This is a genomic window from Olsenella phocaeensis (assembly GCF_900120385.1).
In the GTDB taxonomy this organism is placed as follows: Bacteria; Actinomycetota; Coriobacteriia; order Coriobacteriales; family Atopobiaceae; genus Olsenella_I; species Olsenella_I phocaeensis.
The window spans coordinates 741,435-763,663 of sequence record NZ_LT635494.1; the positions used below are offsets into that span (position 1 = coordinate 741,435).

Sequence of the window (22,229 nt, forward strand, 5' to 3'; positions counted from 1 at the left end):
CGTGCCGCCGGTTTCGCAGGCAGGCGTTATGTTTCTAAAAATATTACGTATCCGCAGGTCACAGGCCTAGTTCTTTGGGTCGTTCGCCTGGTTTCGACTATCTTTTGCCTTGCTTTAGGCGCACGATGAGGGTGCATGGAATAGTCCTCCCTGACCGTGCCGAACCGATGTTTGCTGGGAGGTAGCGCGTGCCGCGACGTTCGCACGCGCCTGTTCATCGGAGCATCACATGGACGAGAGACTTGTCATTGCGGCCTCTGCGCAGGAGGCGGCCAAGCTGGCTGCTTCCGGGGCGGGCTACCTCGCCGGAGGGACCGAGCTCAACAGGCTCGGCTCGCCCCTGCACTACCAGAGGCTGGTATCCATCAGCCGCGTCGCCGAGCTGAGGGGGGTCGAGGCTGGGGACGGAGAGGTCCTGATCGGCGCTACCACGAGCTTCCAGGAGGCCCTGCAAAGCGAGCTGGTCCCCGCCTACCTCAAGGAGGCCCTGCTCTTCATGGGCTCGCGCACCAAGCGCAACATGGCCACCGTGGGAGGCAACGTCGCCGCCTGGCGCGACGACTCGTATCTCGCCGCGACGCTGCTCGCCGTGGGTGCGAGCATCGAGCTCATGAACGAGTCCGGCGCGACGAGGAGGCTGAGCGTCGCCGAGTGGGCGCAGACGCAGCCGGAGCACAGGCTCGTCCGCCGCGTCATCGTTCCCGCCGACCCCGGCTGGGTCACCTCGAAGCGTTACGCCAACACCATGGAGAGCCTCTCCTACCTCGTCGTCTCGCTCTGCCTGCACGATGGGGCGGCACGGGTGGCGCTCACGGTCAAGGGCGTGGGCGCGTTCGTCTCGCCCGAGCTCTCTGACGCCGCGTCGCGCGGTGCCGGCGAGGACGAGCTGGTCGAGCTCGCCTACGGGCTGGACGCGACGATTCCCAGCGACATGTACGGAAGCGAGAGATACAAGCGCTACCTCGCGGGCGTCACCCTCGCTCGCATGCTCGAGGACGCCGGAAGGGATGATGCGCGATGAGGATCGAGTGCAAGATAGACGGGCGCGAGCGCGGCTTCGAGCTTGATCCGACGCTGTCCCTGCGCGAGCTGCTGGTAAGGAACGGAAACCTCTGCGTGCGAGACAGCGACGACGGCGAGGGCTTCTGCGGCTCTGACACCGTGCTCGTGGACGGCACCCCCGTGTACGCAAACCTCATGCTCGCGGGCGAGGTCGACGGGCGAGAGGTGCGCACCCCCGCCGGCCTGGGCGAGCCGGGCAAGCTGAGCTACGTCCAGCAGGCCCTCATCGACGCCGGCGTGGTGCAGAGCGCCTACAACTCTCCCGCAACCGCCCTCCTCCTGACCTGGCTCCTCGAGAACGAACCCAACCCCACGCGCGAGCAGGTGAAGGACGCGCTGTCCGGCATCTACATCCGTGACGCAAGCTACGAGAACTACTACCTGGCGGTCAAGCTCGCCTGCGAGCTCCGCGACAAGGGCGGCTACGAGTCGAAGATCGCCCCCGACTACCGTCCCGAGCTCAGCTACGTGGGCAAGCCCGGCTCCAAGGTGGACGGCCCCCAGCTCGTGAGGGGCGAGCGCGCCTTCGTGGAGGACTTCGTCGATCCCGACGCCTGCCACCTGGTCATGCTCCGTTCGCCCTACGCCTCCGCCTACATCAACTCCATCGATGCGAGCGCCGCCGAGGCGCTGCCGGGAGTCGTGGCGGTCATCACCTGCTTCAACTGTCCCGACATCACCTACATGCAGGCCGGGCAGGGCAACCCCGAGCCCTCCCCGCACGACACCAGGCTCTTCAACCACAAGGTGCGCTTCGTGGGCGACCGCGTCGCCGCCGTCATAGCCGAGACGAAGGAGATCGCCCGGGAGGCCTGCGGTCTCATCAGCGTCGACTACCAGGTCCTGGACCCGGTCTTCTCCGTCGAGGAGGCCATGGCCGAGGGTGCGCCGCGCGTGCACGACGGCATCGTGGAGTACGGCGTCGGCGCCCCCGAGGACCTGGACGAGTACAACAAGGACGCCGGCGATGAGCGCGAGGGCAAGGTTTTCTATCCCTTCCCGCTGAGGGCCGACATCCACAGGAACATCGCCGCCTCCAACAAGGGCGGCATCGGCGACGTCGAGCGTGGCTTCGCCGAGGCGGACGCCATCGTGGACGAGACCTACCGCACCACCAACGTGCAGCAGGCCCCCCTCGAGCCGCACCTCTGCTACGCCAAGATGGAGGGCGGGCGCCTCCAGGTCTATGCCTCCACGCAGGTTCCCTACCACGTGCGCCGCATCGTCTCGTGGGTCTGCGGGCTCCCCCAGAACAAGATCCACGTGGTCAAGACCAGGGTCGGCGGCGGCTATGGCTCCAAGCAGGACATCCTCGTCGAGGACGTCTGCGCCTACGCGGCCTACGCCACGCATCGTCCGGTCTACTACCGCCACACCCGCGCCGAGGAGCTCGTGGCCGCCTCCGCGCGCCACCCCATGCGCGTGCGCGTGAAGATGGGCGCCAAGAAGGATGGCAGCATCACGGCGATCTTCATGGAGGTGCGCGCCAACACCGGCGCCTACGGCAACCACTGCCTCACGGTTCCCATGAACTCCTGCTCCAAGGTGCTCCCGCTCTTCAAGGTCGACAACATGGCCTACGACCTCATCACCTACTACTCGAACAAGCTCCAGCCCGGTGCCTACCAGGGCTACGGCACGCCCAAGGGCAGTTACGGCATCATGATGGCCATGGCCCAGCTGGCCGAGAGGCTCGGCATCGACTTCAAGGACATGGCGGTCAAGAACCACGTCGAGACGGGCTACCGCCTCGAGATCCTGAAGGGCCTCGGCGAGGGCCGCGAGGGCAACGTGGTTCCCGTCGGCTCCTGCGGCCTGGACGAGTGCATCAGGCGCGGCTGCGAGATGATCGAGTGGGGCAAGCGCGAGGAGTCCGACGACCCCGACTGGAAGATCGGCAAGGGCTTCGCGATGATCATGCAGGGCAGCGGCCTGCCCGGCCTGGACCACGCGGAGGCGATCTGCAAGCTCGAGACCGACGGCACCGTGATCCTGAACAGCGGCGGGGCGGACATCGGCACCGGCCTTGACACCATCTCGACCAAGGTGGCGGCGGAGATACTCCACCTTCCCCTCGAGCTGGTCAGCGTCATCTCTGGCGACACCGACTCCGCCGCCTTCGACACGGGTTCCTACGCCTCGTCGGGTACCTTCTTCAGCGGCAACGCCTCCGTGGACGCCGCCCGCAAGCTCGCCCGCGGCATCATTGCCGAGGCCGCCCTGCAGATGGGGGAGGACGAGGCGGACCTGGAGCTTCGGTATCCGGGAGAGGTGCACTCCACCAGGACCGACGCGACCCTGAGCTACGGAGACCTCTCACACGCCTGCTGCGCCGGCGACGGCCGCGGCCAGGTGGTGGCGCACGGCAGCTTCATCACCACGGCCAACGCCATCCCCTATGGCGCCCACTTCGCGCAGGTGGCGGTCAACGTCCGCACGGGCCAGGTCAAGGTGCAGAAGTACTACGCGCTCCAGGACGCCGGCACGCCCATCAATCCCGAGCTCGCACAGTGCCAGATGTACGGCGCCGCGCTCAAGTCCATCGGCCACACCCTCTACGAGGACATGACCATCGACGAGAAGGGCCGTCCCCTGCGCACCACGCTCACGGACTACGGCGTGCCCATGATCTTCGAGCAGCCAGACGACTTCAAGGCGGTCATGGTGGATGTCAACGACGCCGACGGCCCCTTCGGTGCGAAGTCCATCTCCGAGATCGCCTGCAACGGCGCGGCCCCTGCCATCGGCAACGCCATCCACGACGCCTGCGGCGTCTGGATGCGCAGCTGGCCCATGACGCCGGAGAAGGTCCTGAGGGAGCTCGGAAGGATCTGACGTCCCCGCCAGATACTCTTCACGTTGTGAGCGGTACGTTTTCTAACCTAAGCGGCACGCAATGGCCAATCTCTCACTTTTGAAGCTTTTGTGAGGGATTGGCCATTAGACTTTTCGTCTTGTTGTCATACAAAAAGTCTTTAGGGGGGACGTACTCATGGCAGCAGACGATCTGAAAGAGTTGAGGAAGTTCGACGGAAAGCCCAGCTGGGGGGCCAGTGTCCCGCACGCGCTGCAGCACGTGCTGGCCATGATCGTGGGCAACATCACGCCGCCCATCATCATCGCCTCGACCCTGGGGCTTCCCGACTCGGACAAGGTCATCCTGATCCAGGCATGCATGCTCATCGCGGGCATCACCACGCTCGTGCAGCTGCTCTCTCCCTTCGGCGTGGGCATGGGCCTTCCCAACGCCATGGGCGTCGCCTTCGCGTACCTGCCCATCCTGCTCACCATCGGCAAGGCCTATGGCGTCTCGGGCATCCTTGGCGCCCAGCTGGTCGCGGCGTTCCTCTCCATCTTCATCGGCATGGCCATGGAGAAGATCCGCCCGCTCTTCCCGCCCGTCGTCAGCGGCACCGTGGTGCTCTGCATCGGCCTCTCGCTCTATGGCACGGCCATGAACTACATCGGCGGTGGCGCGTCCAACCCCAACTTCGGGGCACCGGCCTACGTGGGCGTCGCGGCCCTCGTCCTGGTGGTCACCCTGGCGTTCAACTTCTTCGGCAGGGGCATCCTCAAGACCCTGGGCATTCTCTTCGGGCTGCTCGTGGGCTACGTGGTCTGGGCCATCTTCATCGGCGTCGACACCTCGGGCATCGCCAGCGCCGCCTGGGTCGCGCTTCCGCAGCCCCTGCACTTCGGCCTGACCTTCGAGCCCAGCGCGATCGTCGCCATGATCCTCATGTACGTGGTACAGGCCGTCCAGACCATCGGCGACGTCTCGTCCACCACGGCCGGCGGCTTCAACCGCCAGGCGACCGACAAGGAGCTGGGTGGTGCCGTCAAGGGCACGGGCGTCTGTGGCATGCTGGGCGCGCTGCTCGGAGGCTTCCCCTCCGATCCCTTCAGCCAGAACGTGGGCATCATCGTCACCACGAAGGTCGTCGCCAAGCGCGTCTTCGTCATCGTGGGCACCATGCTCATCGTGGCCGGCCTCATCCCGAAGTTTGGAGGCCTCATGACCTCCATCCCCAACTCCGTGCTGGGCGGCGCCACGCTCTCGGTCTTCGCGGCGATCACCATGTCGGGCATCCAGCTCATCACCGAGCAGCCCCTCAACTACCGCAACCGCATGATCGTGGGCGTCTCGCTGGCAGTGGCCGTGGGCCTCACCAACGTGCCTGCCGTCCTGGGCTTCCTGCCCGCCGAGGTCGCCAGCGTCATCACCGGCTCGCCCATCATCACCGGCTTCGTCGTCTCGTTCCTGCTGAACGTCATCGTTCCCGAGGACGACTCCGAGGCGGAGGAGTAGGGGTCCCGCTCGGACCAGGGCTTCCGGTACCGGCACGCCGCTAGCGCAGCTGAACGAGCTCCTTCTTCTGGAGGCTCCCGGCAAGTACGGGGGCCTCCAGCCTCAGGTGGGAGGCGAGCCTGCGCGCGTCCTCGAGCGTCGACTCGTCCTCCGCCTGGTTGACGAGGACGACGTCGAAGTCGAGCAGTCCCAGCCCGAACTCCGCGTCCAGGAGGCGCGCCAGGTCCTCGGGGCGCACTGGGTCGTCCATCGAGGCTCCCGTGCGCTCGCAGTAGAGCTCGGGGCGATGCACCACCTCGCGGACGGGGCGCCCGAAGCCCGACGCCCCCATCACCAATATGGTCCTGGCGCTTCCCTCGGGAATCACGGGCTCCCAGGTCTCGTGCGCCTTGAGCGGCAGCTGCCGGGAGCCATCCGCCTCGACCAGCACGTAGGGCGAGGTCTGTGCGAGCTCCGCGGGCGAGAGGGTCGCGGGAGCGCCGAGCTTGCCGCCCTTGCCCAGGCCGCCCACGCACACCACCCCTCGTGTGGCGCCCGCCCGTGCGAGGTCCTCGCGGCTGGGGTCCACGAGGGTCTCGATTCCCTCGAAGGGGAGGAAGTGCGTGGTGGTCGTCAGGATCACCGCAAGTCCTAAGCACTTGTCCCCAGAGGGGGCCGATGACATGCCACCGGTGGCCGCGGTCACAAGGCCTTCCTCGCTGCCCGAAAGTTCCTCCGAGAGGGTCCTGAGCAGGGTTGTCTTGCCGCCGCTACCCACCACGCAGGTGATTCCGGGTGCCACTCGCAGAAAATCGCCAATAAGCATTAGACTACCTAATCCTTAGTAATATACTGGGGCGAACACGGACCGGCGGGCCTTCCGTGGCCTGCTGGCAACATCGTAGCAGCCGGTCTTCTCGCCCTCGGGGGCCTTTTTTCTGCGCGTCGTTATAGGCGCCCAGAAACAGCGACGCCTGGCGGAGGGGCCGCTGCGGCGGGACGACGGAACAGCTCCTGTGATGCCGGGCGAGGGGGCCTGCCGCAGGGCGAGTGGGGAGTGGTCGCATGCTGGTCGTGATGAGGGGCGCCGGGGACCTCGCCTCGGGCATCGCCCTGCGCCTGCGTCGCGCGGGCATGGAGGTCGTCATGTGCGACATCGCCGTCCCCACGGCCGTGCGGCGCACCGTCGCCTTCTCTGAGGCCATCCGCCTGGGGCAGGCAAGGGTCGAGGACCAGCCCGCTCGGCGGGCCGCGGACGCCGCGGAGGCCCTGCGCATCGCACGCTCGGGCGAGGTGGCGGTTCTGGTCGACCCCGAGGGCAGGGTTATCGAGGAGCTCCATCACGACGTGGTGGTGGACGCCATCCTGGCCAAGCGCAACCTGGGCACGAACAAGGGCATGGCACCCGTGGTCATAGGCGTGGGTCCCGGCTTCACGGCCCCCATCGACTGCCATGCCGCGGTCGAGACCAAGCGCGGCCACGAGCTCGGGCGCGTCTACTACGAGGGCACCCCCATCGCCAACACCGGCATTCCCGGCATCATCGCGGGCCACGGCGCGGACCGCGTGCTGCGCGCACCTGCTGACGGCGCCTTCGAGCCCGTGCTCAAGATCGGTGACGTGGTCAAGGCCGGCGAGGTCGCGGCATACGTCGCGGGCGAGCCCATGCCCTGTACCATCGACGGCGTGCTGCGTGGCCTCCTGCAGGAGGGCGTGCCCGTCACCCGTGGCATGAAGTCCGGTGACATCGACCCGCGCGGCAACCCAGAGCACTGCCTGACCGTCTCCGACAAGGCGCGCGCCATCGGCGGCGGCGTCCTCGAGGCGATTCTCCACTTCAGCTCCCAGGCACTTGCCTGACGGCCGGGGGAGAGCAGCCACCCCTCCGCCCGTTCGACCGACCTCGCCGCCCGCTACGAGCGGGCTCCGCACGAGAAAGGAACCCCATGAACGACTCCCGCGACTCCATGCGCGACCATGACTTCGTCCTCAGGCTCATCGAGGAGCTCGAGGCGGGGCGTCCCGTCGCGCTCTGCACCGTGCTCGCCACGCGCGGATCCATGCCACGCGGTGCGGGCGCTCGCATGGCGGCCTTCGCTGACGGGGACTTCATGGGCACCGTGGGCGGAGGCAGGGTCGAGCAGATGGCGCTGGACCGTGCCCTCGCCCTGGCGGCAGGCACGGGCGAACCCTTCCTCGAGTGGCTCACCATGGAGACCACGGGCATGGCCTGCGGCGGGGACGCGCTCATTGCCTGCGACCTGCTGGGAAGGGTCGACCTGGACGCCCTGAGAGACGCCCAGAGGCTCAATGCCCAGAGCCAGCCTGGCGTGTACTGCGAGAGCTGGGAGGGCGGCGCGCATCACACGGAGGTCCTCTCCCTCGACGAGCTCGCCTCCGACGACTCCCGAGCGACCCTCGAGGCGCCCCTCTGGGACGAGGCGAGCAAGAGCTACGCCGAGCCCCTGGGCTCCGACCCCGTCGCCTACGTCTTTGGTGCGGGCCACGTCTCGCACGCGCTGGTGCCCGTGCTCGCGAGCGTGGGCTTCAGGGTCGTGGTGTATGACGACCGTCCCGAGCTCGCAGTGGCGGAGCGCTTCCCCGCGGCGGAGCGCGTGCTCTGCGGTGACTTCCGCTCCCTGGGCGAGCAGGTCCAGGTGAGCCGGCGCGACTACGTGGTGGTAGCGACCCATGGCCACGCTGCGGACATAGACGTCCTGGAGCGCATCGCCCCGGCGGAGCCCGTCTACACCGGCTGCCTGGGCAGCGCCCGCAAGTCCGCCTTCGCCAAGGGCGTCCTGGCGAAGCGTGGCGTCTCCCAGGCGTGGATCGACTCGCTCTGCATGCCCATCGGCGACGACATCCTGGCCGTCACGCCCGGAGAGATCGCCATCTCGATCACGGGGGAGATGATCCGCCACCGCGCGGAGCTGCGTCCCGTGCGTCCGCACGAGCACTGAGGCCTAGGGCATGGCCCTGGCGGGCACTCAGGCATTGGCCCCGCAAGGGGAGGTTCGTTGGAAGAGAGGTAGCACAATGAACGCAAACGTCACCAGGCGCGGCTTCGTAGCCGCAGCAGCGGCTGCCGGAACCCTTGGTGCCACCGCCTGTTCGAAGCCGACAGACAGCTCGGGTGCCACGTCCACGACGTCTGGCCAGGCCACGACCGATACCGCCAAGGCGCTGACCGTCTTCGCGGCGGCTTCCCTCACCGAGTCCCTCACCGAGGCCGGCAAGGCCTTCGCCAAGGGGGGCAATGCCGAGCCCACCTACAACTTCGACTCCTCGGGCACCCTCAAGACCCAGATCCAGGAGGGCGCGGACTGCGACGTGTTCATCTCCGCCGCGCCCAAGCAGATGAACGCACTGGACATCGATGCCGAGAAGGGCAACGACGACAAGCTAGACTTCGTCGACCACTCGACCCGCATCGACCTTCTCGAGAACAAGGTCACGCTCGTCGTCCCCGAGGGCAACCCCAAGAACATCAAGAGCTTCGAGGACCTCAAGTCCCTGCTCACGTCCGGTGGGGTGCTTCTCGCCATGGGCAACTCCGACGTGCCCGTGGGCCAGTACACCCAGAAGATCTTCACCTACTTCGGCCTGGACGAGGCGATCCTCTCCTCCGCCGGCGTCCTCTCGTACGGCAGCAACGTGAAGGAGGTCACGGCCCAGGTCAAGGAGGCGTCCGCCGACTGCGGTATCATCTACAAGACCGACGCCACCTCCGCGAAGCTCACCGTGGTGGACGAGGCCACCGAGGAGATGTGCGGCAGGGTGATCTATCCCGCGGCCGTGCTCAAGGCCTCCAAGAACGCCGATGCCGCCAAGTCCTACCTCGAGTTCCTCCAGGGTCCCGACGCCTCCGCCGCCTTCGAGGCCGTGGGATTCACGCCGCTCAAGAAGTAACGGTCCATGGACTGGTACCCGCTCATAAACTCGCTGAGGGTGGCCGCCGTCTCGGCCACCCTCGTGTTCTTCCTAGGAATCTGGTTCGCCGACGTCGTCGCCCGCCTGCCGAGGGTCGTCAAGGGCGTGCTGGACGTCGTCCTGACCCTTCCCCTGGTCCTGCCGCCGACGGTCGTGGGCTATCTGTTGCTCATCCTGCTCGGGCCGCGCCGACCCATCGGTGCCTGGCTCCTGGACAACCTCTCGCTCAGGCTCACCATGGTCTGGTACGCGGCGATCTTCGCCTCGGTCGTCGTGAGCTTCCCCCTCATGTACCGCACGGCCCGCGGCGCCTTCGAGTCCTTCGACCAGACTCTCGCCGACGCCGCGCACACCCTGGGACGCTCCGACGCCTGGGTGTTCTGGCGCGTCAAGCTGCCCTGCTGCCGCCAGGGCATCATGGCCGGCGTGGTCCTCGCCTTCGCGCGTGCGCTGGGGGAGTACGGCGCCACCTCGATGGTCTGCGGCTACACGCCCGGCTCCACGGCGACGGTCTCGACCACCGTGTACCAGCTCTGGCGCACGGGCGACGACGCGGGGGCGCTCGCCTGGGTGCTCGTGAACCTCGCCATCTCCGCCGTGGTGCTCCTGGCGGTCAACCTCATGGAGCGTCGCGAGCGCGAGTTCGCGGTCGTGGGGAGGTGGTCGTAGTGTCCCTCCTCGTGGACGTCAGGAAGCGCCTGGGGGGCTTCTCGCTGGACGTGGCCTTCGAGCTCGAGCGCCCCCACGAGGTCGTCGCCCTCCTGGGCGCCTCGGGCTGCGGCAAGTCCCTCACCCTCAAGTGCATCGCGGGAATAATGCGGCCCGACGAGGGACGCATCGTGCTCGACGACCGCGTGCTCTTCGACTCCGAGGCGGGCATCGACCTCCCTGCCCAGCAACGCCGCGTGGGATACCTCTTCCAGAGCTACGCCCTCTTCCCCAACATGAGCGTGGAGCAGAACGTCATGGCGGCGATCCGCGCGGGCAGCAGGCAGGAGCGCCGCAAGAGGGCGCGCCGCGAGCTCGAGGCCCTGCACGTGGGCGAGCTGGCCGCGCGACGTCCCCGGGAGCTCTCGGGCGGGCAGCAGCAGCGCTGCGCGATGGCCCGCATCTTCGCGAGCGACCCGGAGCTCCTGCTCCTGGACGAGCCCTTCTCCGCCCTCGACGGTTACCTGCGCTGGCAGCTTGAGCTCGAGCTCGCGGACACGCTGAGGCGCTTCCCGGGCGGGGTGGTCTACGTCTCGCACAACCGCGACGAGGTGTATCGCATGTGCGACGGCGTCTGCGTGGTGAGCGACGGCCGCTCGGGCCCCAAGATGGGCATGCGCGAGCTCTTCGAGGCGCCGCGCAGCCTCGCCGCGGCCCTCATCTCGGGATGCAAGAACGTCTCGCCCGTCAGCGCTCTGCCGGACGGGAGCCTGCGCTGCGAGACCTGGGGCGTGACGCTCTTTTGCGAGGTCCCCTTCGGGCTCGACGTCACGCACGTGGGGATCCGCGCCCACTACCTGCACATGGGCGAGGGAGAGAACCGCATTCCCTGCGTCGTGGACCGCATCATAGACAGCAGCTTCTCTACCATCGTGATGCTGCGGACGCCGGCCGGCGGCCTCCTGCGCTACGAGTGCGAGAAGGACGCATGGGAGGGCCTCGAGGCGGGGGAGAGCTGCGTGGTCCACGTCGCCAGGAGGGACGTGCTTCCGCTCGGGGAAGGTGGGGCGAGGTGAGGGACGGTCAGGGACGCAGCATCGAGTACCTGCGCGTCTCGGTAACCGACCTCTGCAACTGCCGCTGCCAGTACTGCATGCCCGCAGGCGGCGTGCCCATGCTCGCGCACGACCAGATCCTCTCGTTCGAGGAGATCGTCGAGGTCGTCGCAGCCTGCGCCGAGCTCGGCGTGCACAAGGTCCGGCTCACGGGCGGTGAGCCGCTCGTGCGTCGTGGCATCGTCGACCTCGTGCGCATGCTCGCAGATGTGCCGGGCATCGACGAGCTGGCGCTGACCACCAACGCCACGCTCCTGGCGCCCCTGGCGGCACCCCTGCGCGAGGCGGGGCTCGGCCGCCTCAACGTGAGCCTCGACACCCTCGACTCCGTGCGCTACGAGCTCATCACGCGCGGAGGCAGGCTGCGCGACGTGCTCGCGGGCCTCGAGGCAGCGCACGACGCGGGCTTCTCGCGCACCAAGCTCAACGCGGTCCTCATGGGTGGCGTCAACGACGTGGACGTGCGTCCCCTCGCGGAGCTCGCGCGCGACGGTGCGTACGGCATCTCGAGCGTGCGCTTCATCGAGCTCATGCCCATGGGGGAGTGCGCCTCGTGGCCGTCTGGCCGCTTCGTGCCCGCGGACGTGGTGCTCGACCGTGTGGGGAAGCTCGAGTTCGTGGGACAGGACGGCGTCTCGCAGGTATTCTCGGCACCGGACTGGAAGGGGACGGTCGGCCTCATCCGACCGCTGAGCCACAAGTTCTGCAGCGGCTGCACGCGCCTCAGGCTCACGGCGGATGGCATGGTCAAGCCCTGCCTGCACTCAGGGCAGGAGATTCCCGTGCGAGGGCTGCATGGGGAGGAGCTCGCGCATGCACTACGCGGGGCCATCGCCGCCAAGCCCGCGGAGCATCACCTGAGCGCGGCGCTGGGCCAGGTGAGCGAGAGCCTGCGCGCGATGAACGAGATTGGAGGATGAGGATGGAAGAGCTCACCCACTTCAACGAGCAGGGCCGGGCGCGGATGGTGGACGTCTCGGCAAAGGAGAGGACCCAGCGCGTCGCCCNTCGGCGTCGTAACCACGCAGCGCGAGGTCGTGGACGACGGCATGGACAACCTCCTTGCCGCCCTCGCCCGCATGCGCGAGACGGACGTGGACCTCATCGTCTGCACCGGCGGCATGAGCGTCGACCCGGACGACAACACGCCCGGTGCCATCAAGGGCTCCAGTGCGCGCATCGTGACCTACGGCGCGCCCGTGCTGCCGGGCGCCATGATGCTCCTGGGCTACTACGACGGAGAGTTCGGCGTGGCAGGCCAGACGGGTGCCGCGGGACGTCCCGTCATGGGCCTTCCCGGCTGCGTCATGTACAGCAAGACCACCATCTTCGACCTGGTGCTCCCGCGCATCGCCGCCGGCATAGAGCTGGGCAAGCGCGACTTCGTGGTCCTGGGCGAGGGAGGCATGCTCTGATGGCGGAGGGGCCGGGGCAGGGCTTCGAGGCGGCGGTCGTCACCGTGAGCGATCGCTGCTCGCGCGGGGAGCGCGAGGACGCGAGCGGCCCGGCGCTGGTGNGGACACGCTGAGGCGCTTCCCGGGCGGGGTGGTCTACGTCTCGCACAACCGCGACGAGGTGTATCGCATGTGCGACGGCGTCTGCGTGGTGAGCGACGGCCGCTCGGGCCCCAAGATGGGCATGCGCGAGCTCTTCGAGGCGCCGCGCAGCCTCGCCGCGGCCCTCATCTCGGGATGCAAGAACGTCTCGCCCGTCAGCGCTCTGCCGGACGGGAGCCTGCGCTGCGAGACCTGGGGCGTGACGCTCTTTTGCGAGGTCCCCTTCGGGCTCGACGTCACGCACGTGGGGATCCGCGCCCACTACCTGCACATGGGCGAGGGAGAGAACCGCATTCCCTGCGTCGTGGACCGCATCATAGACAGCAGCTTCTCTACCATCGTGATGCTGCGGACGCCGGCCGGCGGCCTCCTGCGCTACGAGTGCGAGAAGGACGCATGGGAGGGCCTCGAGGCGGGGGAGAGCTGCGTGGTCCACGTCGCCAGGAGGGACGTGCTTCCGCTCGGGGAAGGTGGGGCGAGGTGAGGGACGGTCAGGGACGCAGCATCGAGTACCTGCGCGTCTCGGTAACCGACCTCTGCAACTGCCGCTGCCAGTACTGCATGCCCGCAGGCGGCGTGCCCATGCTCGCGCACGACCAGATCCTCTCGTTCGAGGAGATCGTCGAGGTCGTCGCAGCCTGCGCCGAGCTCGGCGTGCACAAGGTCCGGCTCACGGGCGGTGAGCCGCTCGTGCGTCGTGGCATCGTCGACCTCGTGCGCATGCTCGCAGATGTGCCGGGCATCGACGAGCTGGCGCTGACCACCAACGCCACGCTCCTGGCGCCCCCGGCGGCACCCCTGCGCGAGGCGGGGCTCGGCCGCCTCAACGTGAGCCTCGACACCCTCGACTCCGTGCGCTACGAGCTCATCACGCGCGGAGGCAGGCTGCGCGACGTGCTCGCGGGCCTCGAGGCAGCGCACGACGCGGGCTTCTCGCGCACCAAGCTCAACGCGGTCCTCATGGGTGGCGTCAACGACGTGGACGTGCGTCCCCTCGCGGAGCTCGCGCGCGACGGTGCGTACGGCATCTCGAGCGTGCGCTTCATCGAGCTCATGCCCATGGGGGAGTGCGCCTCGTGGCCGTCTGGCCGCTTCGTGCCCGCGGACGTGGTGCTCGACCGTGTGGGGAAGCTCGAGTTCGTGGGACAGGACGGCGTCTCGCAGGTATTCTCGGCACCGGACTGGAAGGGGACGGTCGGCCTCATCCGACCGCTGAGCCACAAGTTCTGCAGCGGCTGCACGCGCCTCAGGCTCACGGCGGATGGCATGGTCAAGCCCTGCCTGCACTCAGGGCAGGAGATTCCCGTGCGAGGGCTGCATGGGGAGGAGCTCGCGCATGCACTACGCGGGGCCATCGCCGCCAAGCCCGCGGAGCATCACCTGAGCGCGGCGCTGGGCCAGGTGAGCGAGAGCCTGCGCGCGATGAACGAGATTGGAGGATGAGGATGGAAGAGCTCACCCACTTCAACGAGCAGGGCCGGGCGCGGATGGTGGACGTCTCGGCAAAGGAGAGGACCCAGCGCGTCGCCCGGGCGGGCGGCAGGGTGCTCATGAGCCCGGCGACGCTCGAGCTCGTGCGCACGGGCGGGATCAAGAAGGGGGACGTCCTGGCCGTGGCCCAGGTCGCGGGCATCATGGCAGCCAAGCGCTGCTGGGAGCTGATTCCCATGTGCCACCCCATCCAGCTCACGGGGGTGGACGTGAGCTTCTCCTTCGAGGAGGACGGCATCGCGCTCGAGGCGAGCTGCCGCTGCTGCGGCGAGACGGGCGTCGAGATGGAGGCGATGACCGCAGCCTCCGTGGCAGCCCTGACGATCTATGACATGTGCAAGGCGGTCCAGCGCGACATGGTGGTGACAGACGTCCGCCTCCTCGAGAAGGACGGCGGAAAGAGCGGGCACTTCGTACGGCCCGAGGGGGAGGGGGAGCATGGGAAGCACGCTGAGTGACGCACGGGAGGGCGAGGTCGTCTCCTGCTGCGTCAGCGAGCGCAAGGGCATCCGCAAGCATGCGGTCGACGCCATCGAGCTCAGGGTGGGCGTGGGCATCGAGGGCGACGCCCACGCCGGCAACTGGCACCGCCAGGTGAGCCTGCTCGGTGACGAGTCGGTTGACACCATGCGGGACAGGGGGGTGGAGCTCAAGGCGGGGGACTTCGCCGAGAACATCCTGACGCGCGGCCTCGCCCTGAGGGAGCTTCCCGTGGGGACGGCGCTCGAGGTGGGACCCTGCCTCCTCGTGGTGACCCAGATCGGCAAGACCTGCCACAACGACTGCGAGATCCGTCGCCTGGTGGGCATCTGCGTCATGCCCACCGACGGCATCTTCTGCGTGGTGGTGCGTGGCGGCACGGTACGACCGGGCGACGCGATCCGCGTGCTCGATGAGGAAGCGGTCAAGCAGCTGTGAGCGTGGTGCGCGCACGAGGCTCAAGGAGGTTGGCATGAGGCAGATCAGGACAGAGGACGCCGTCGGGCACGTGCTGTGCCACGACATGACGCAGATCATCCCGGAGGACGACGGGGACCGCAAGCGCTACAAGGGCGCCCGCTTCCGCAAGGGGCATGTGGTCGAGGAGGAGGACATCCCCGTGCTCCTCTCCATGGGCAAGCGCAACATCTTCGTCTGGGAGATGGACGAGACGAAGCTGCACGAGGACGAGGCGGCCCAGCGCCTGGCGGCGCTCTGCCTCGGCGAGGGCCTGGAGCCCGCCGGCGAGCCCCGCGAGGGCAAGATTAACCTGCGCGCGACCTGCGACGGAGCCTTCGTCGTGGACTCCGAGCGGCTCGTCGCCGTGAACTCGGTGGAGGAGGTCATGGTCGCCACCAAGCCGGGCAACATCGCCGTCCAGGCGGGGCNCGAGGGTCGCATCCAGGTGTACGAGGTGACGGCGGGCGGCATCGGCCGCAACGCCGTGGAGCTCCTGCGCCTGCTGCAGGCAGCGAAGTTCGTCGCCGCCCACGGCGACCAGGTCTGCCCCGCCAAGTGGCATCCCGGCAGCGCCACCCTCACCCCGGGCCTCGACCTGGTGGGCAGGCTGTAGGCGGGCAGACAGGCGTTGCCCGCAGCTCCAGATTCGGCCACAGCCTAGGCTTGCCTGCGATTCAGGCTCGCCTACGGCCCTGGCCCATACGTTGCCGCGCATTCCATCTCTGGAGTGCGCGGCATTCTCGTCTGACCTGCGCCTTCGTCGGATTCGGCGCACGCTGGCGCCGCATTGCGCGCATCCTTCTCGCATGACCGCATGGGGAGGCCGCCGTCTTGGGGATATACTGGCCGTTGCACACGAGCGGAAGGGAAGACCCATGGCACAGAAGATCCAGGGGACCGAGGACCTGTTTGGCGGCTACATGCGCGCCTGGCAGCACATGCAGGACGTCGCGCGCGAGCTCTTTGGCGCCTATGGCTTCGACATGATCGAGACCCCGGCCATCGAGCAGGTGGACACCTTCGTCCACGGCATCGGCGAGTCGACCGACGTCGTGCGCAAGGAGATGTTCCGCGTGGTCTCCGGCGCGCTCATGGAGAACCTGCTCGCCGCCGGAAGCGAGAGGGGCCTCAAGGCCAAGCAGCGCATGGCCATGCGTCCCGAGGGAACCGCCGGCGTCGTGCGCTCGGTGGTCGAGAACAACCTCGTCCCGCAGGGGGCGGCTCCCGCCAAGCTCTGGTATGCCGAGGCGATGTTTCGCGGCGAGCGTCCGCAGAAGGGCCGCCTGCGCCAGTTCCACCAGGTGGGCGTGGAGTGGTTGGGTGCGCCCGACCCGGCGGCAGACGCGGAGTGCATCATCATGCTCATGGAGTTCTACAAGCGCCTGGGCTTCGACCCCGCACGCCTGCGCCTCTCGATCAACTCGATGGGCGACGCCGCCTGTCGTCCCGCCTACCGCCAGATGGTTCGCGACTTCATCCTTGCCCACGCCGACGAGATGTGCGAGGACTGCCTGGAGCGCGCCGAGATCAACCCCCTGCGCAGCTTCGACTGCAAGAACGACTACTGCCGCGAGGTCATGGCCGCGGCTCCGCTTGCCAAGGACAACCTCTGCGACGACTGCCGCACCCACTACGAGCAGGTCAAGCGCTATCTCGACGCCGCGGGCGTCGCGTACGTCGAGGACCCCACGCTGGTGCGCGGCCTCGACTACTACACCCGCACGGTCTTCGAGGTGGAGGCGCTCGACGCGGGCGTCGGCGCCATCGGCGGCGGCGGCCGCTACGACGGCCTCGTCGAGCTCGAGGGCGGCAAGCCCACGCCCGGCATCGGCTTCGCCGTGGGTTTCGAGCGCATCGCCCTGGCCCTCGCCGCCCAGGGCGGCAGCCTCGAGACCCCGGAGGAGGGCTGCGTCTACGTGGCCTGCGCCTCTCCCGAGCAGCGCGGCGCGGTGTTCGAGGCGACGCTGGCCCTGCGCCAGGCGGGCATCCGCAGCGAGGCGGACTACCAGGGCCGCTCCCTCAAGTCGCAGTTCAAGCAGGCGGACAAGTGCCACGCCCGCCTCTGTGTGGTGCTGGGCGAGGAGGAGCTCGCGCGTGGCTTCGCAACGCTGCGCGACATGGAGTCCCACGAGCAGGTCCAGGTGCCCCTGCCCGAGCTCGCCCCCCAGGTGGCCAGCAGGATCGCCTAGGTCCAAGATCCCTGCGCCAGGCGTGGGCGAAGCCCTCGCATCGCCACTTTCTACGAGGCCCCTGCCATCTTGGCGGGGGCCTCGTTCCCCATCAGCCTCGCGTCGTCGCGCGCGTCCAGGCCCAGGGCCCTGCCCCCGCGCTGGAGTGCGAAGCCCGGGTGCCGCTTCTGCCAGAGCGACACGACGAGGGTCCAGAGCGGGATGAGCATGCAGAGGAAGGCGTACGCGGCGCTGCCGACGGGCATGCCTACGAAGGCGCAGAGCCCCACGCAGGAGGTCGTCCAGGGAATGACCGCGGGGATGATGACCGCGCTGCTCGAGAGGTCGAGCGCCAGCGCGCTGCCGTCGCCCTCTATCTCGTCGCAGAGCTGGGCGGTGAGCATGAGCGAGACCACCTGGTCGCAGGCGATGCAGGCGGTGACCACGCTGGTTACGAGGACTCCCGCGAAGGGCGTGGTGCGCCCCGCGAGTCGGCGCACGAAGGCGCGGATGCCCCGGAGGAGGCCCGTCTCCTCGAAGAGGCCGGAGTAGCTGGAGGCCACCGCGACGATCAACGCGATCTCGGTCATGGAGAGGACCCCACCTCCGTTCACCATGCGCCCGATGGCCAGGTTGGAGGTCCTGAAGCCGAAGAGGAGGATGCCCGGGAGCTCCCCCAGGGGGACGTGCTGGGCGAAGACGCAGAGCAGAAGCGCGCTCGCGAGGCTCGCGAGCATGGTGCGCAGGACGCTGAGCTTTGCCAGCGAGAGGACCAGCACGAGCGCGATGGGCGCGAGGACGTACCACGAGAGGTCGAAGGACGTCGCGAAGGAGCCCCTGAACGAGGGGGCCATGCCCGTGCCTCCGGCGGCGGGACCCAGCGCGGCGTAGATCAGGGCGCAGGCGACGACGGGCACGACGGAGATCCTCATCATGCGCCCGAGGTTCTCGTGCAGGCTGCTGCGGGTGATGGTGGAGACGAGCATGGCCGTGCTCGACATGGGCGAGCAGCGGTCCCCCAGGAAGGACCCGCTGATGATGGCCCCGCCCACGATCAGGACGTCCGCGCGCATGGCCGTCGCGATGGTCATGCACACCACGCCCACGGTGGCCGAGGCGGCGAAGGAGCTGCCGGTCAGGGTGGACATGAGGCCGCAGAGCACGAAGGACGCCAGCGGGAGGGTGGAGGGGCTCACGAGGCGGACCGAGAGGCAGGTGACGGCGGGGATGGTCCCGGCCGCGCGCCAGGAGGCGGTGAGCATGCCTATGACCACGAAGAGCACGAGCACCCTTCCTATGGAGAGGGGCCCGCGCGCGGCGACGCGCAGGAGCTCTCCCAGGCGATGCCCCCTGTGGAGGCCGTAGCCCACGAAGAGCGCGAGGCCGCAGGCCAGGGGCACGAGGAGGGAGAGGCCGAGGGCTATTCCCACGGCAAGCGACAGCGCGAACGCCGCCAGGACCAACGCCTCTGCCATCCTCGTCCGCTCCCTCCACCGATGCCTGCCCCTCGCATCCTATGGGTCTCTCACCTGTATTTCAAACTGTTATATTTGATACCTGTAACAAAACTTTCTTGTGAGTTGTGACCGGCTCGCAGGCCCCGTGAGCGCGGTCGCAGAACGGGACGGGGACATGAACTTCCAGACCATGGACTACTTCATCGCGGTGGCGGAGGAGAGGAGCTTCACCCGCGCCGCAGCTCGCCTCTCGGTCACGCAGCAGACGCTCTCGGCCCACATCGCGGGCGTCGAGCGGGAGCTTGGCGTGAGGCTGCTGGAGCGCAGGGTGCCCCTCTCGCTCACCCACGCCGGCGAGGTGTTCCTGGGGTATGCCCGCCGCTTCCAGGGCGAGCGGCGCACCATGGGGCGCGAGTTCATGGACATCGCGGGAGACCAGCGCGGCCTTTTGGGCGTGGGCATCGCGAGCACCCGCGGCCACATGCTCATGCCCGAGGCGGTCTCGCGCTTCCAGGAGCTCAGGCCCGGCATCGACGTGAGGCTCGTCGAGGCCGAGAACCAGGAGCTCGTCGAGCTGCTCCGGCAGGGGGCCGTGGACCTGGTCGTGGCCACGGTGGACGCGGACGAGCCGGGCCTCGTGGTGCGCGAGCTCAGGCGCGAGNGCCGATCGCACACGGCCTGCGCATGCTGCGCGGCGGGCAGGCCGACTGCGCAGCGGGGAAGTAGGGCGCAAAAGCATGCCGCGCAGGTCGCAAATGGCCTGCGCGGCATTTCCCGTCTAACTGGGACTTTGTGCCCTTCACGCGCAAACCAGGCATGACCTGCGCGTCACGGGAAGCCCCTCTCCTCATGCGTGCCCCATGCGCGCATGGCGTTCGCAAAATTGCTATAGACCTAACAACATATATTTTGTTAGACTAGGCTAACCCCTTTCGAGGGGACTGCAGAGAGGGGCGCAGGCAGGGCCTCGTCCCGCAAGCGCACAAGGAGGAAACCATGTCTCTCATCGGCAAGGAGATCGACGACTTCAGCGTCAAGGCGTTCCACGAGGACCAGGTCAAGACCATCACCAAGGCGGACGTCCTGGGCAAGTGGTCGCTGTTCTTCTTCTATCCCGCGGACTTCACCTTCGTCTGCCCCACCGAACTCGAGGAGCTGGCGGAGAACTACGCCGCCTTCCAGCAGGAGGGCTGCGAGGTCTACTCCGTCTCCTGCGACAGCGAGTACGTGCACAAGGCCTGGCACGAGGAGTCCGAGCGCATCGGGAAGGTGGACTACCCCATGCTCGCCGATCCCGCGCACGTGCTCGCGCGCAGCTTCGACGTGCTCATCGAGGACGCCGGGCAGGCGGAGCGCGGTGCCTTCATCGTCGACCCCGAGGGTCGCATCCAGGTGTACGAGGTGACGGCGGGCGGCATCGGCCGCAACGCCGTGGAGCTCCTGCGCCTGCTGCAGGCAGCGAAGTTCGTCGCCGCCCACGGCGACCAGGTCTGCCCCGCCAAGTNGGGCGACCTCTCCCGCAGGATCTTGGGGCGCTCGGGCGTGCCGCCCAGGCCGCGGGTGGAGTCCAAGAACTCCGAGACCCTCGTTGAGCTTGCGGCGCGGGGGGTCGGTGCCTGCTTCGTTCCGGACGACCTGGCCCGGTCGGCGCTCGCGGCGCATCCGGGCTCCGACCTCAGGGCCATCGGGCTGGGGGAGGGGGCGGGCATCTCCGTCAGCCTGGCCTGGAGGGAGTCGCGCCACGTCTGGGGCGTCATCGAGTCCTTCGCGGACCTGCTCGAGGAGCAGGTGTCGGCGGCCAAAGGCTAGGGTGCCTGGCCCCTCTCGCCCGCCCCCCGTCCTGGGGCAAGGTCCCTGCCTGCTCGTTTCAAGGAAAAATTTATCTTGAACGTGCTTTTGTGTCAGACTTCCCTCGAACACGCCGCCTTCACATGCAGCGGAAATACTGCGAGCGTGGATCAAGGACCGACTCCGTGCAAGTAGCGACGAGGGAGTGGCCATGAACGTTACAAAGGACCTGCCGGGCATGTCGCCCGTCGCATCGGCGGCATCCGCGTCCAAGCCGCCTCGGGACACCGTCCAGCCCGCCTCCGCCCAGGGAAACGCGCTCCTGGACGCCGTCATGGCGACGGTGCGCACTGCGCCGGAATCCCCCGCCTACCAGGAGTCGGGTCACGAGGACGTCAGCTACGCGGAGCTCTGGAGGCTCTCGTGCAGGGTCGCGTGGCGCCTTCTGGAAGTTGCCCCCGGACGCGCCCCCGTGGTCGTCTACGCCTCCAAGTCCTACCTCGCCGTCGCCTCCTTCCTGGGCTGCCTCCTGAGCGGACATGCCTTCGTCCCCGTGGACAGCGAGCTGCCGTCATCGCGCGTGCGCGACATCGTGAGCCAGATAGAGGATGCCGCCCTCGCGTGCTGCCAGAACGTGCCGTCGTCCCTCGCGGGCGTGCTGCCCTCCGACCGCATCGTCGACGTGCGCGAGCTTGCCGCCGACGAGGCCGTGTCGGGCAGGGAGGGCGAGCTCCCCGTGCCCCCTCGCGAGGGCTGGGTCCAGGGCGAGCAGACCAACTACGTCATCTTCACCTCGGGCTCGACGGGTCGTCCCAAGGGCATCGAGGTCTCGGCCGCCAACGTCGCCAACTTCATGGGCTGGATGAGGGACTTCCCCGTCGTGTCCGAGGGTGGCCGCGTCTTCCTCGACCAGGCGCACTACTCCTTCGACCTCTCGGAGTACGAGCTCGTGGGGGCGCTCTCGACGGGCGGCTGCCTGCATGCCGTGCCAGGCGAGGTCGCCGCGAGCTACAAGGACCTCTTCGAGGACCTGGCGGGCTCCGGCGTGGAGGTGTGGGTCTCGACCCCCTCGTTCGCGGACCTCTGCCTCGTGGATGGGCGCTTCGACGCCAGCCTCCTGCCAGAGCTCAGGATGTTCCTCTTCTGCGGAGAGGAGCTCAGGCGCCAGACGGCGCAGGAGCTGCGCGAGCGCTTCCCCGACGCCCTCGTGGTGAACACCTACGGGCCCACCGAGTCCACCGTGGCGGTCACCTTCGCCCCGATCGGCGACGAGGAGCTTGCCGGGAGCGCGCCGCTCCCCGTCGGCGTGCCCCGCCCTGGCACCGAGCTCAGGATCGTGGACCACCAGACGGGCGAGCCCTGCCCCGCGGGCGTCTCCGGAGAGATCGTGATCGTGGGCGACACGGTGGCCAAGGGCTACTACCGCAACCCCCAGAAGACCGCCGAGGCCTTCTTCCAGACCACGATGTCGGACGGCAGCCCCACCCGCGGCTATCGCACGGGCGACCAGGGCCACCTGGACGAGGGCGGGGTGCTGCACTGCGAGGGGCGCTTCGACTCGCTGGTCAAGCTCAACGGCTTCAGGATCGAGCTCCAGGAGGTCGAGGGTGCGCTCCTGGAGATGCCGGGCGTGAGCCAGGCGGCGGTTCTCCCCGTCGTACGCGACGGGAGGGTGCGGAGCCTGCGGGCCTTCGTGGTCCTCTCGCGCCGGGACGCCGACGAGGCGGACTTCGACCTCGCCCGCGGCCTGAAGGCGGACCTCGCCGTGCGCCTGCCCTCCTACATGG

17 protein-coding genes and 5 pseudogenes are annotated in these 22,229 nt (G+C 68.4%); 20 read left to right on the forward strand and 2 right to left on the reverse strand.

Annotated features, from left to right (window positions below; all coding sequences use genetic code 11):
* Window positions 1-229: 229 nt before the first annotated feature.
* From BQ7388_RS03515 to BQ7388_RS03525, 3 genes are all read left to right on the forward strand, one after another.
* A complete protein-coding gene (locus tag BQ7388_RS03515; RefSeq protein WP_072499794.1) occupies window positions 230-1,021 on the forward strand; it encodes an FAD binding domain-containing protein in 792 nt (263 codons plus the stop codon).
* A complete protein-coding gene (locus BQ7388_RS03520) occupies window positions 1,018-3,897 on the forward strand; it encodes a molybdopterin-dependent oxidoreductase Mo/Fe-S-binding subunit (protein WP_072499795.1) in 2,880 nt (959 codons plus the stop codon). Before BQ7388_RS03515 ends, BQ7388_RS03520 begins: the two co-directional genes overlap by 4 nt.
* Window positions 3,898-4,054: 157 nt before the next feature.
* Window positions 4,055-5,371: a uracil-xanthine permease family protein gene (locus BQ7388_RS03525; RefSeq protein ID WP_009277970.1), complete on the forward strand. Its 1,317-nt coding sequence runs from the start codon at window positions 4,055-4,057 to the stop codon at window positions 5,369-5,371.
* A 40-nt stretch (window positions 5,372-5,411) separates the two neighbouring features.
* On the opposite strand, the gene yqeC is transcribed toward BQ7388_RS03525, so the two are convergent.
* Window positions 5,412-6,152 (reverse strand): selenium cofactor biosynthesis protein YqeC, encoded by a 741-nt coding sequence (gene yqeC, locus BQ7388_RS03530; protein ID WP_198003128.1) that lies wholly within the window; start codon window positions 6,150-6,152, stop codon window positions 5,412-5,414.
* 263 nt (window positions 6,153-6,415) lie between these two features.
* Here yqeC and yqeB point away from each other — a divergent pair, with 263 nt between their 5' ends.
* The 13 genes and pseudogenes from yqeB (at window position 6,416) to hisS (ending at window position 17,218) form a co-directional block, all read left to right on the forward strand.
* Window positions 6,416-7,210 (forward strand): selenium-dependent molybdenum cofactor biosynthesis protein YqeB, encoded by a 795-nt coding sequence (yqeB, locus tag BQ7388_RS03535; RefSeq protein WP_072499796.1) that lies wholly within the window; start codon window positions 6,416-6,418, stop codon window positions 7,208-7,210.
* Between the two features lie 86 nt (window positions 7,211-7,296).
* The gene (locus BQ7388_RS03540) at window positions 7,297-8,310 is read left to right on the forward strand and encodes an XdhC family protein (RefSeq protein ID WP_072499797.1); all 1,014 of its coding nucleotides are present in this window, start codon (window positions 7,297-7,299) and stop codon (window positions 8,308-8,310) included.
* A gap of 76 nt (window positions 8,311-8,386) precedes the next feature.
* Window positions 8,387-9,259: a molybdate ABC transporter substrate-binding protein gene (modA, locus tag BQ7388_RS03545; protein ID WP_072499798.1), complete on the forward strand. Its 873-nt coding sequence runs from the start codon at window positions 8,387-8,389 to the stop codon at window positions 9,257-9,259.
* A 6-nt stretch (window positions 9,260-9,265) separates the two neighbouring features.
* Window positions 9,266-9,949 carry a molybdate ABC transporter permease subunit gene (modB, locus tag BQ7388_RS03550; protein ID WP_072499799.1) on the forward strand — a complete coding sequence of 228 codons (684 nt, stop codon included), beginning with the start codon at window positions 9,266-9,268 and terminating at the stop codon, window positions 9,947-9,949.
* The gene (locus BQ7388_RS03555; protein ID WP_009277964.1) at window positions 9,949-11,004 is read left to right on the forward strand and encodes a sulfate/molybdate ABC transporter ATP-binding protein; all 1,056 of its coding nucleotides are present in this window, start codon (window positions 9,949-9,951) and stop codon (window positions 11,002-11,004) included. Before modB ends, BQ7388_RS03555 begins: the two co-directional genes overlap by 1 nt.
* Window positions 11,001-11,963, forward strand: coding sequence for a GTP 3',8-cyclase MoaA (moaA, locus tag BQ7388_RS03560; protein ID WP_072499800.1), 963 nt, complete (start codon window positions 11,001-11,003; stop codon window positions 11,961-11,963). Before BQ7388_RS03555 ends, moaA (BQ7388_RS03560) begins: the two co-directional genes overlap by 4 nt.
* A gap of 102 nt (window positions 11,964-12,065) precedes the next feature.
* Window positions 12,066-12,458, forward strand: a pseudogene (locus BQ7388_RS03565) (molybdopterin-binding protein); the annotation flags it as partial.
* A gap of 130 nt (window positions 12,459-12,588) precedes the next feature.
* Entirely contained in the window at window positions 12,589-13,083 is a 495-nt protein-coding gene (locus BQ7388_RS03575; protein ID WP_234946813.1) for an ATP-binding cassette domain-containing protein, read from the forward strand.
* Window positions 13,080-14,042, forward strand: coding sequence for a GTP 3',8-cyclase MoaA (moaA, locus tag BQ7388_RS03580; protein ID WP_072499801.1), 963 nt, complete (start codon window positions 13,080-13,082; stop codon window positions 14,040-14,042). Before BQ7388_RS03575 ends, moaA (BQ7388_RS03580) begins: the two co-directional genes overlap by 4 nt.
* 2 nt (window positions 14,043-14,044) lie before the next feature.
* Window positions 14,045-14,548, forward strand: coding sequence for a cyclic pyranopterin monophosphate synthase MoaC (moaC, locus tag BQ7388_RS11855; RefSeq protein ID WP_072500439.1), 504 nt, complete (start codon window positions 14,045-14,047; stop codon window positions 14,546-14,548).
* Window positions 14,529-15,008, forward strand: a complete 480-nt coding sequence (locus BQ7388_RS11860; protein WP_009277961.1) for an MOSC domain-containing protein — start codon at window positions 14,529-14,531, stop codon at window positions 15,006-15,008. The genes moaC and BQ7388_RS11860 overlap by 20 nt, the downstream gene beginning before the upstream one ends.
* A gap of 451 nt (window positions 15,009-15,459) precedes the next feature.
* A pseudogene (locus BQ7388_RS13580) lies at window positions 15,460-15,642 on the forward strand (peroxiredoxin); the annotation flags it as partial.
* 262 nt (window positions 15,643-15,904) lie between these two features.
* Window positions 15,905-17,218: a histidine--tRNA ligase gene (gene hisS / locus BQ7388_RS03600; RefSeq protein ID WP_062529555.1), complete on the forward strand. Its 1,314-nt coding sequence runs from the start codon at window positions 15,905-15,907 to the stop codon at window positions 17,216-17,218.
* 50 nt (window positions 17,219-17,268) lie between these two features.
* Here the strand turns inward: hisS and BQ7388_RS03605 are convergent, their stop codons facing one another.
* Complete coding sequence (locus BQ7388_RS03605) at window positions 17,269-18,672, reverse strand: Na+/H+ antiporter NhaC family protein (protein ID WP_062529556.1); 1,404 nt, start codon at window positions 18,670-18,672, stop codon at window positions 17,269-17,271.
* 172 nt (window positions 18,673-18,844) lie between these two features.
* Here BQ7388_RS03605 and BQ7388_RS03610 point away from each other — a divergent pair, with 172 nt between their 5' ends.
* The 4 genes and pseudogenes from BQ7388_RS03610 to BQ7388_RS03625 form a co-directional block, all read left to right on the forward strand.
* The gene (locus BQ7388_RS03610; RefSeq protein WP_456319922.1) at window positions 18,845-19,474 is read left to right on the forward strand and encodes a LysR family transcriptional regulator; all 630 of its coding nucleotides are present in this window, start codon (window positions 18,845-18,847) and stop codon (window positions 19,472-19,474) included.
* Between the two features lie 176 nt (window positions 19,475-19,650).
* Window positions 19,651-20,157 (forward strand): annotated as a pseudogene (locus BQ7388_RS12605) (redoxin domain-containing protein); the annotation flags it as partial.
* Between the two features lie 15 nt (window positions 20,158-20,172).
* Window positions 20,173-20,463 (forward strand): annotated as a pseudogene (locus BQ7388_RS12610) (LysR family transcriptional regulator substrate-binding protein); the annotation flags it as partial.
* Between the two features lie 313 nt (window positions 20,464-20,776).
* A pseudogene (locus BQ7388_RS03625) lies at window positions 20,777-22,225 on the forward strand (amino acid adenylation domain-containing protein); the annotation flags it as partial.
* Between the last annotated feature and the right edge of the window lie 4 nt (window positions 22,226-22,229).

Excerpts from the sequence above, each read along its gene's own strand:
- BQ7388_RS03515 (WP_072499794.1), top strand. The coding sequence starts at position 230 with ATGGACGAGAGACTTGTCATTGCGGCCTCTGCGCAGGAGGCGGCCAAG.
- BQ7388_RS03520 (WP_072499795.1), top strand. The coding sequence starts at position 1,018 with ATGAGGATCGAGTGCAAGATAGACGGGCGCGAGCGCGGCTTCGAGCTT.
- BQ7388_RS03525 (WP_009277970.1), top strand. The coding sequence starts at position 4,055 with ATGGCAGCAGACGATCTGAAAGAGTTGAGGAAGTTCGACGGAAAGCCC.
- yqeB (WP_072499796.1), top strand. The coding sequence starts at position 6,416 with ATGCTGGTCGTGATGAGGGGCGCCGGGGACCTCGCCTCGGGCATCGCC.
- BQ7388_RS03540 (WP_072499797.1), top strand. The coding sequence starts at position 7,297 with ATGAACGACTCCCGCGACTCCATGCGCGACCATGACTTCGTCCTCAGG.
- modA (WP_072499798.1), top strand. The coding sequence starts at position 8,387 with ATGAACGCAAACGTCACCAGGCGCGGCTTCGTAGCCGCAGCAGCGGCT.
- modB (WP_072499799.1), top strand. The coding sequence starts at position 9,266 with ATGGACTGGTACCCGCTCATAAACTCGCTGAGGGTGGCCGCCGTCTCG.
- moaC (WP_072500439.1), top strand. The coding sequence starts at position 14,045 with ATGGAAGAGCTCACCCACTTCAACGAGCAGGGCCGGGCGCGGATGGTG.
- BQ7388_RS11860 (WP_009277961.1), top strand. The coding sequence starts at position 14,529 with ATGGGAAGCACGCTGAGTGACGCACGGGAGGGCGAGGTCGTCTCCTGC.
- hisS (WP_062529555.1), top strand. The coding sequence starts at position 15,905 with ATGGCACAGAAGATCCAGGGGACCGAGGACCTGTTTGGCGGCTACATG.
- BQ7388_RS03605 (WP_062529556.1), bottom strand. The coding sequence starts at position 18,672 with ATGGCAGAGGCGTTGGTCCTGGCGGCGTTCGCGCTGTCGCTTGCCGTG.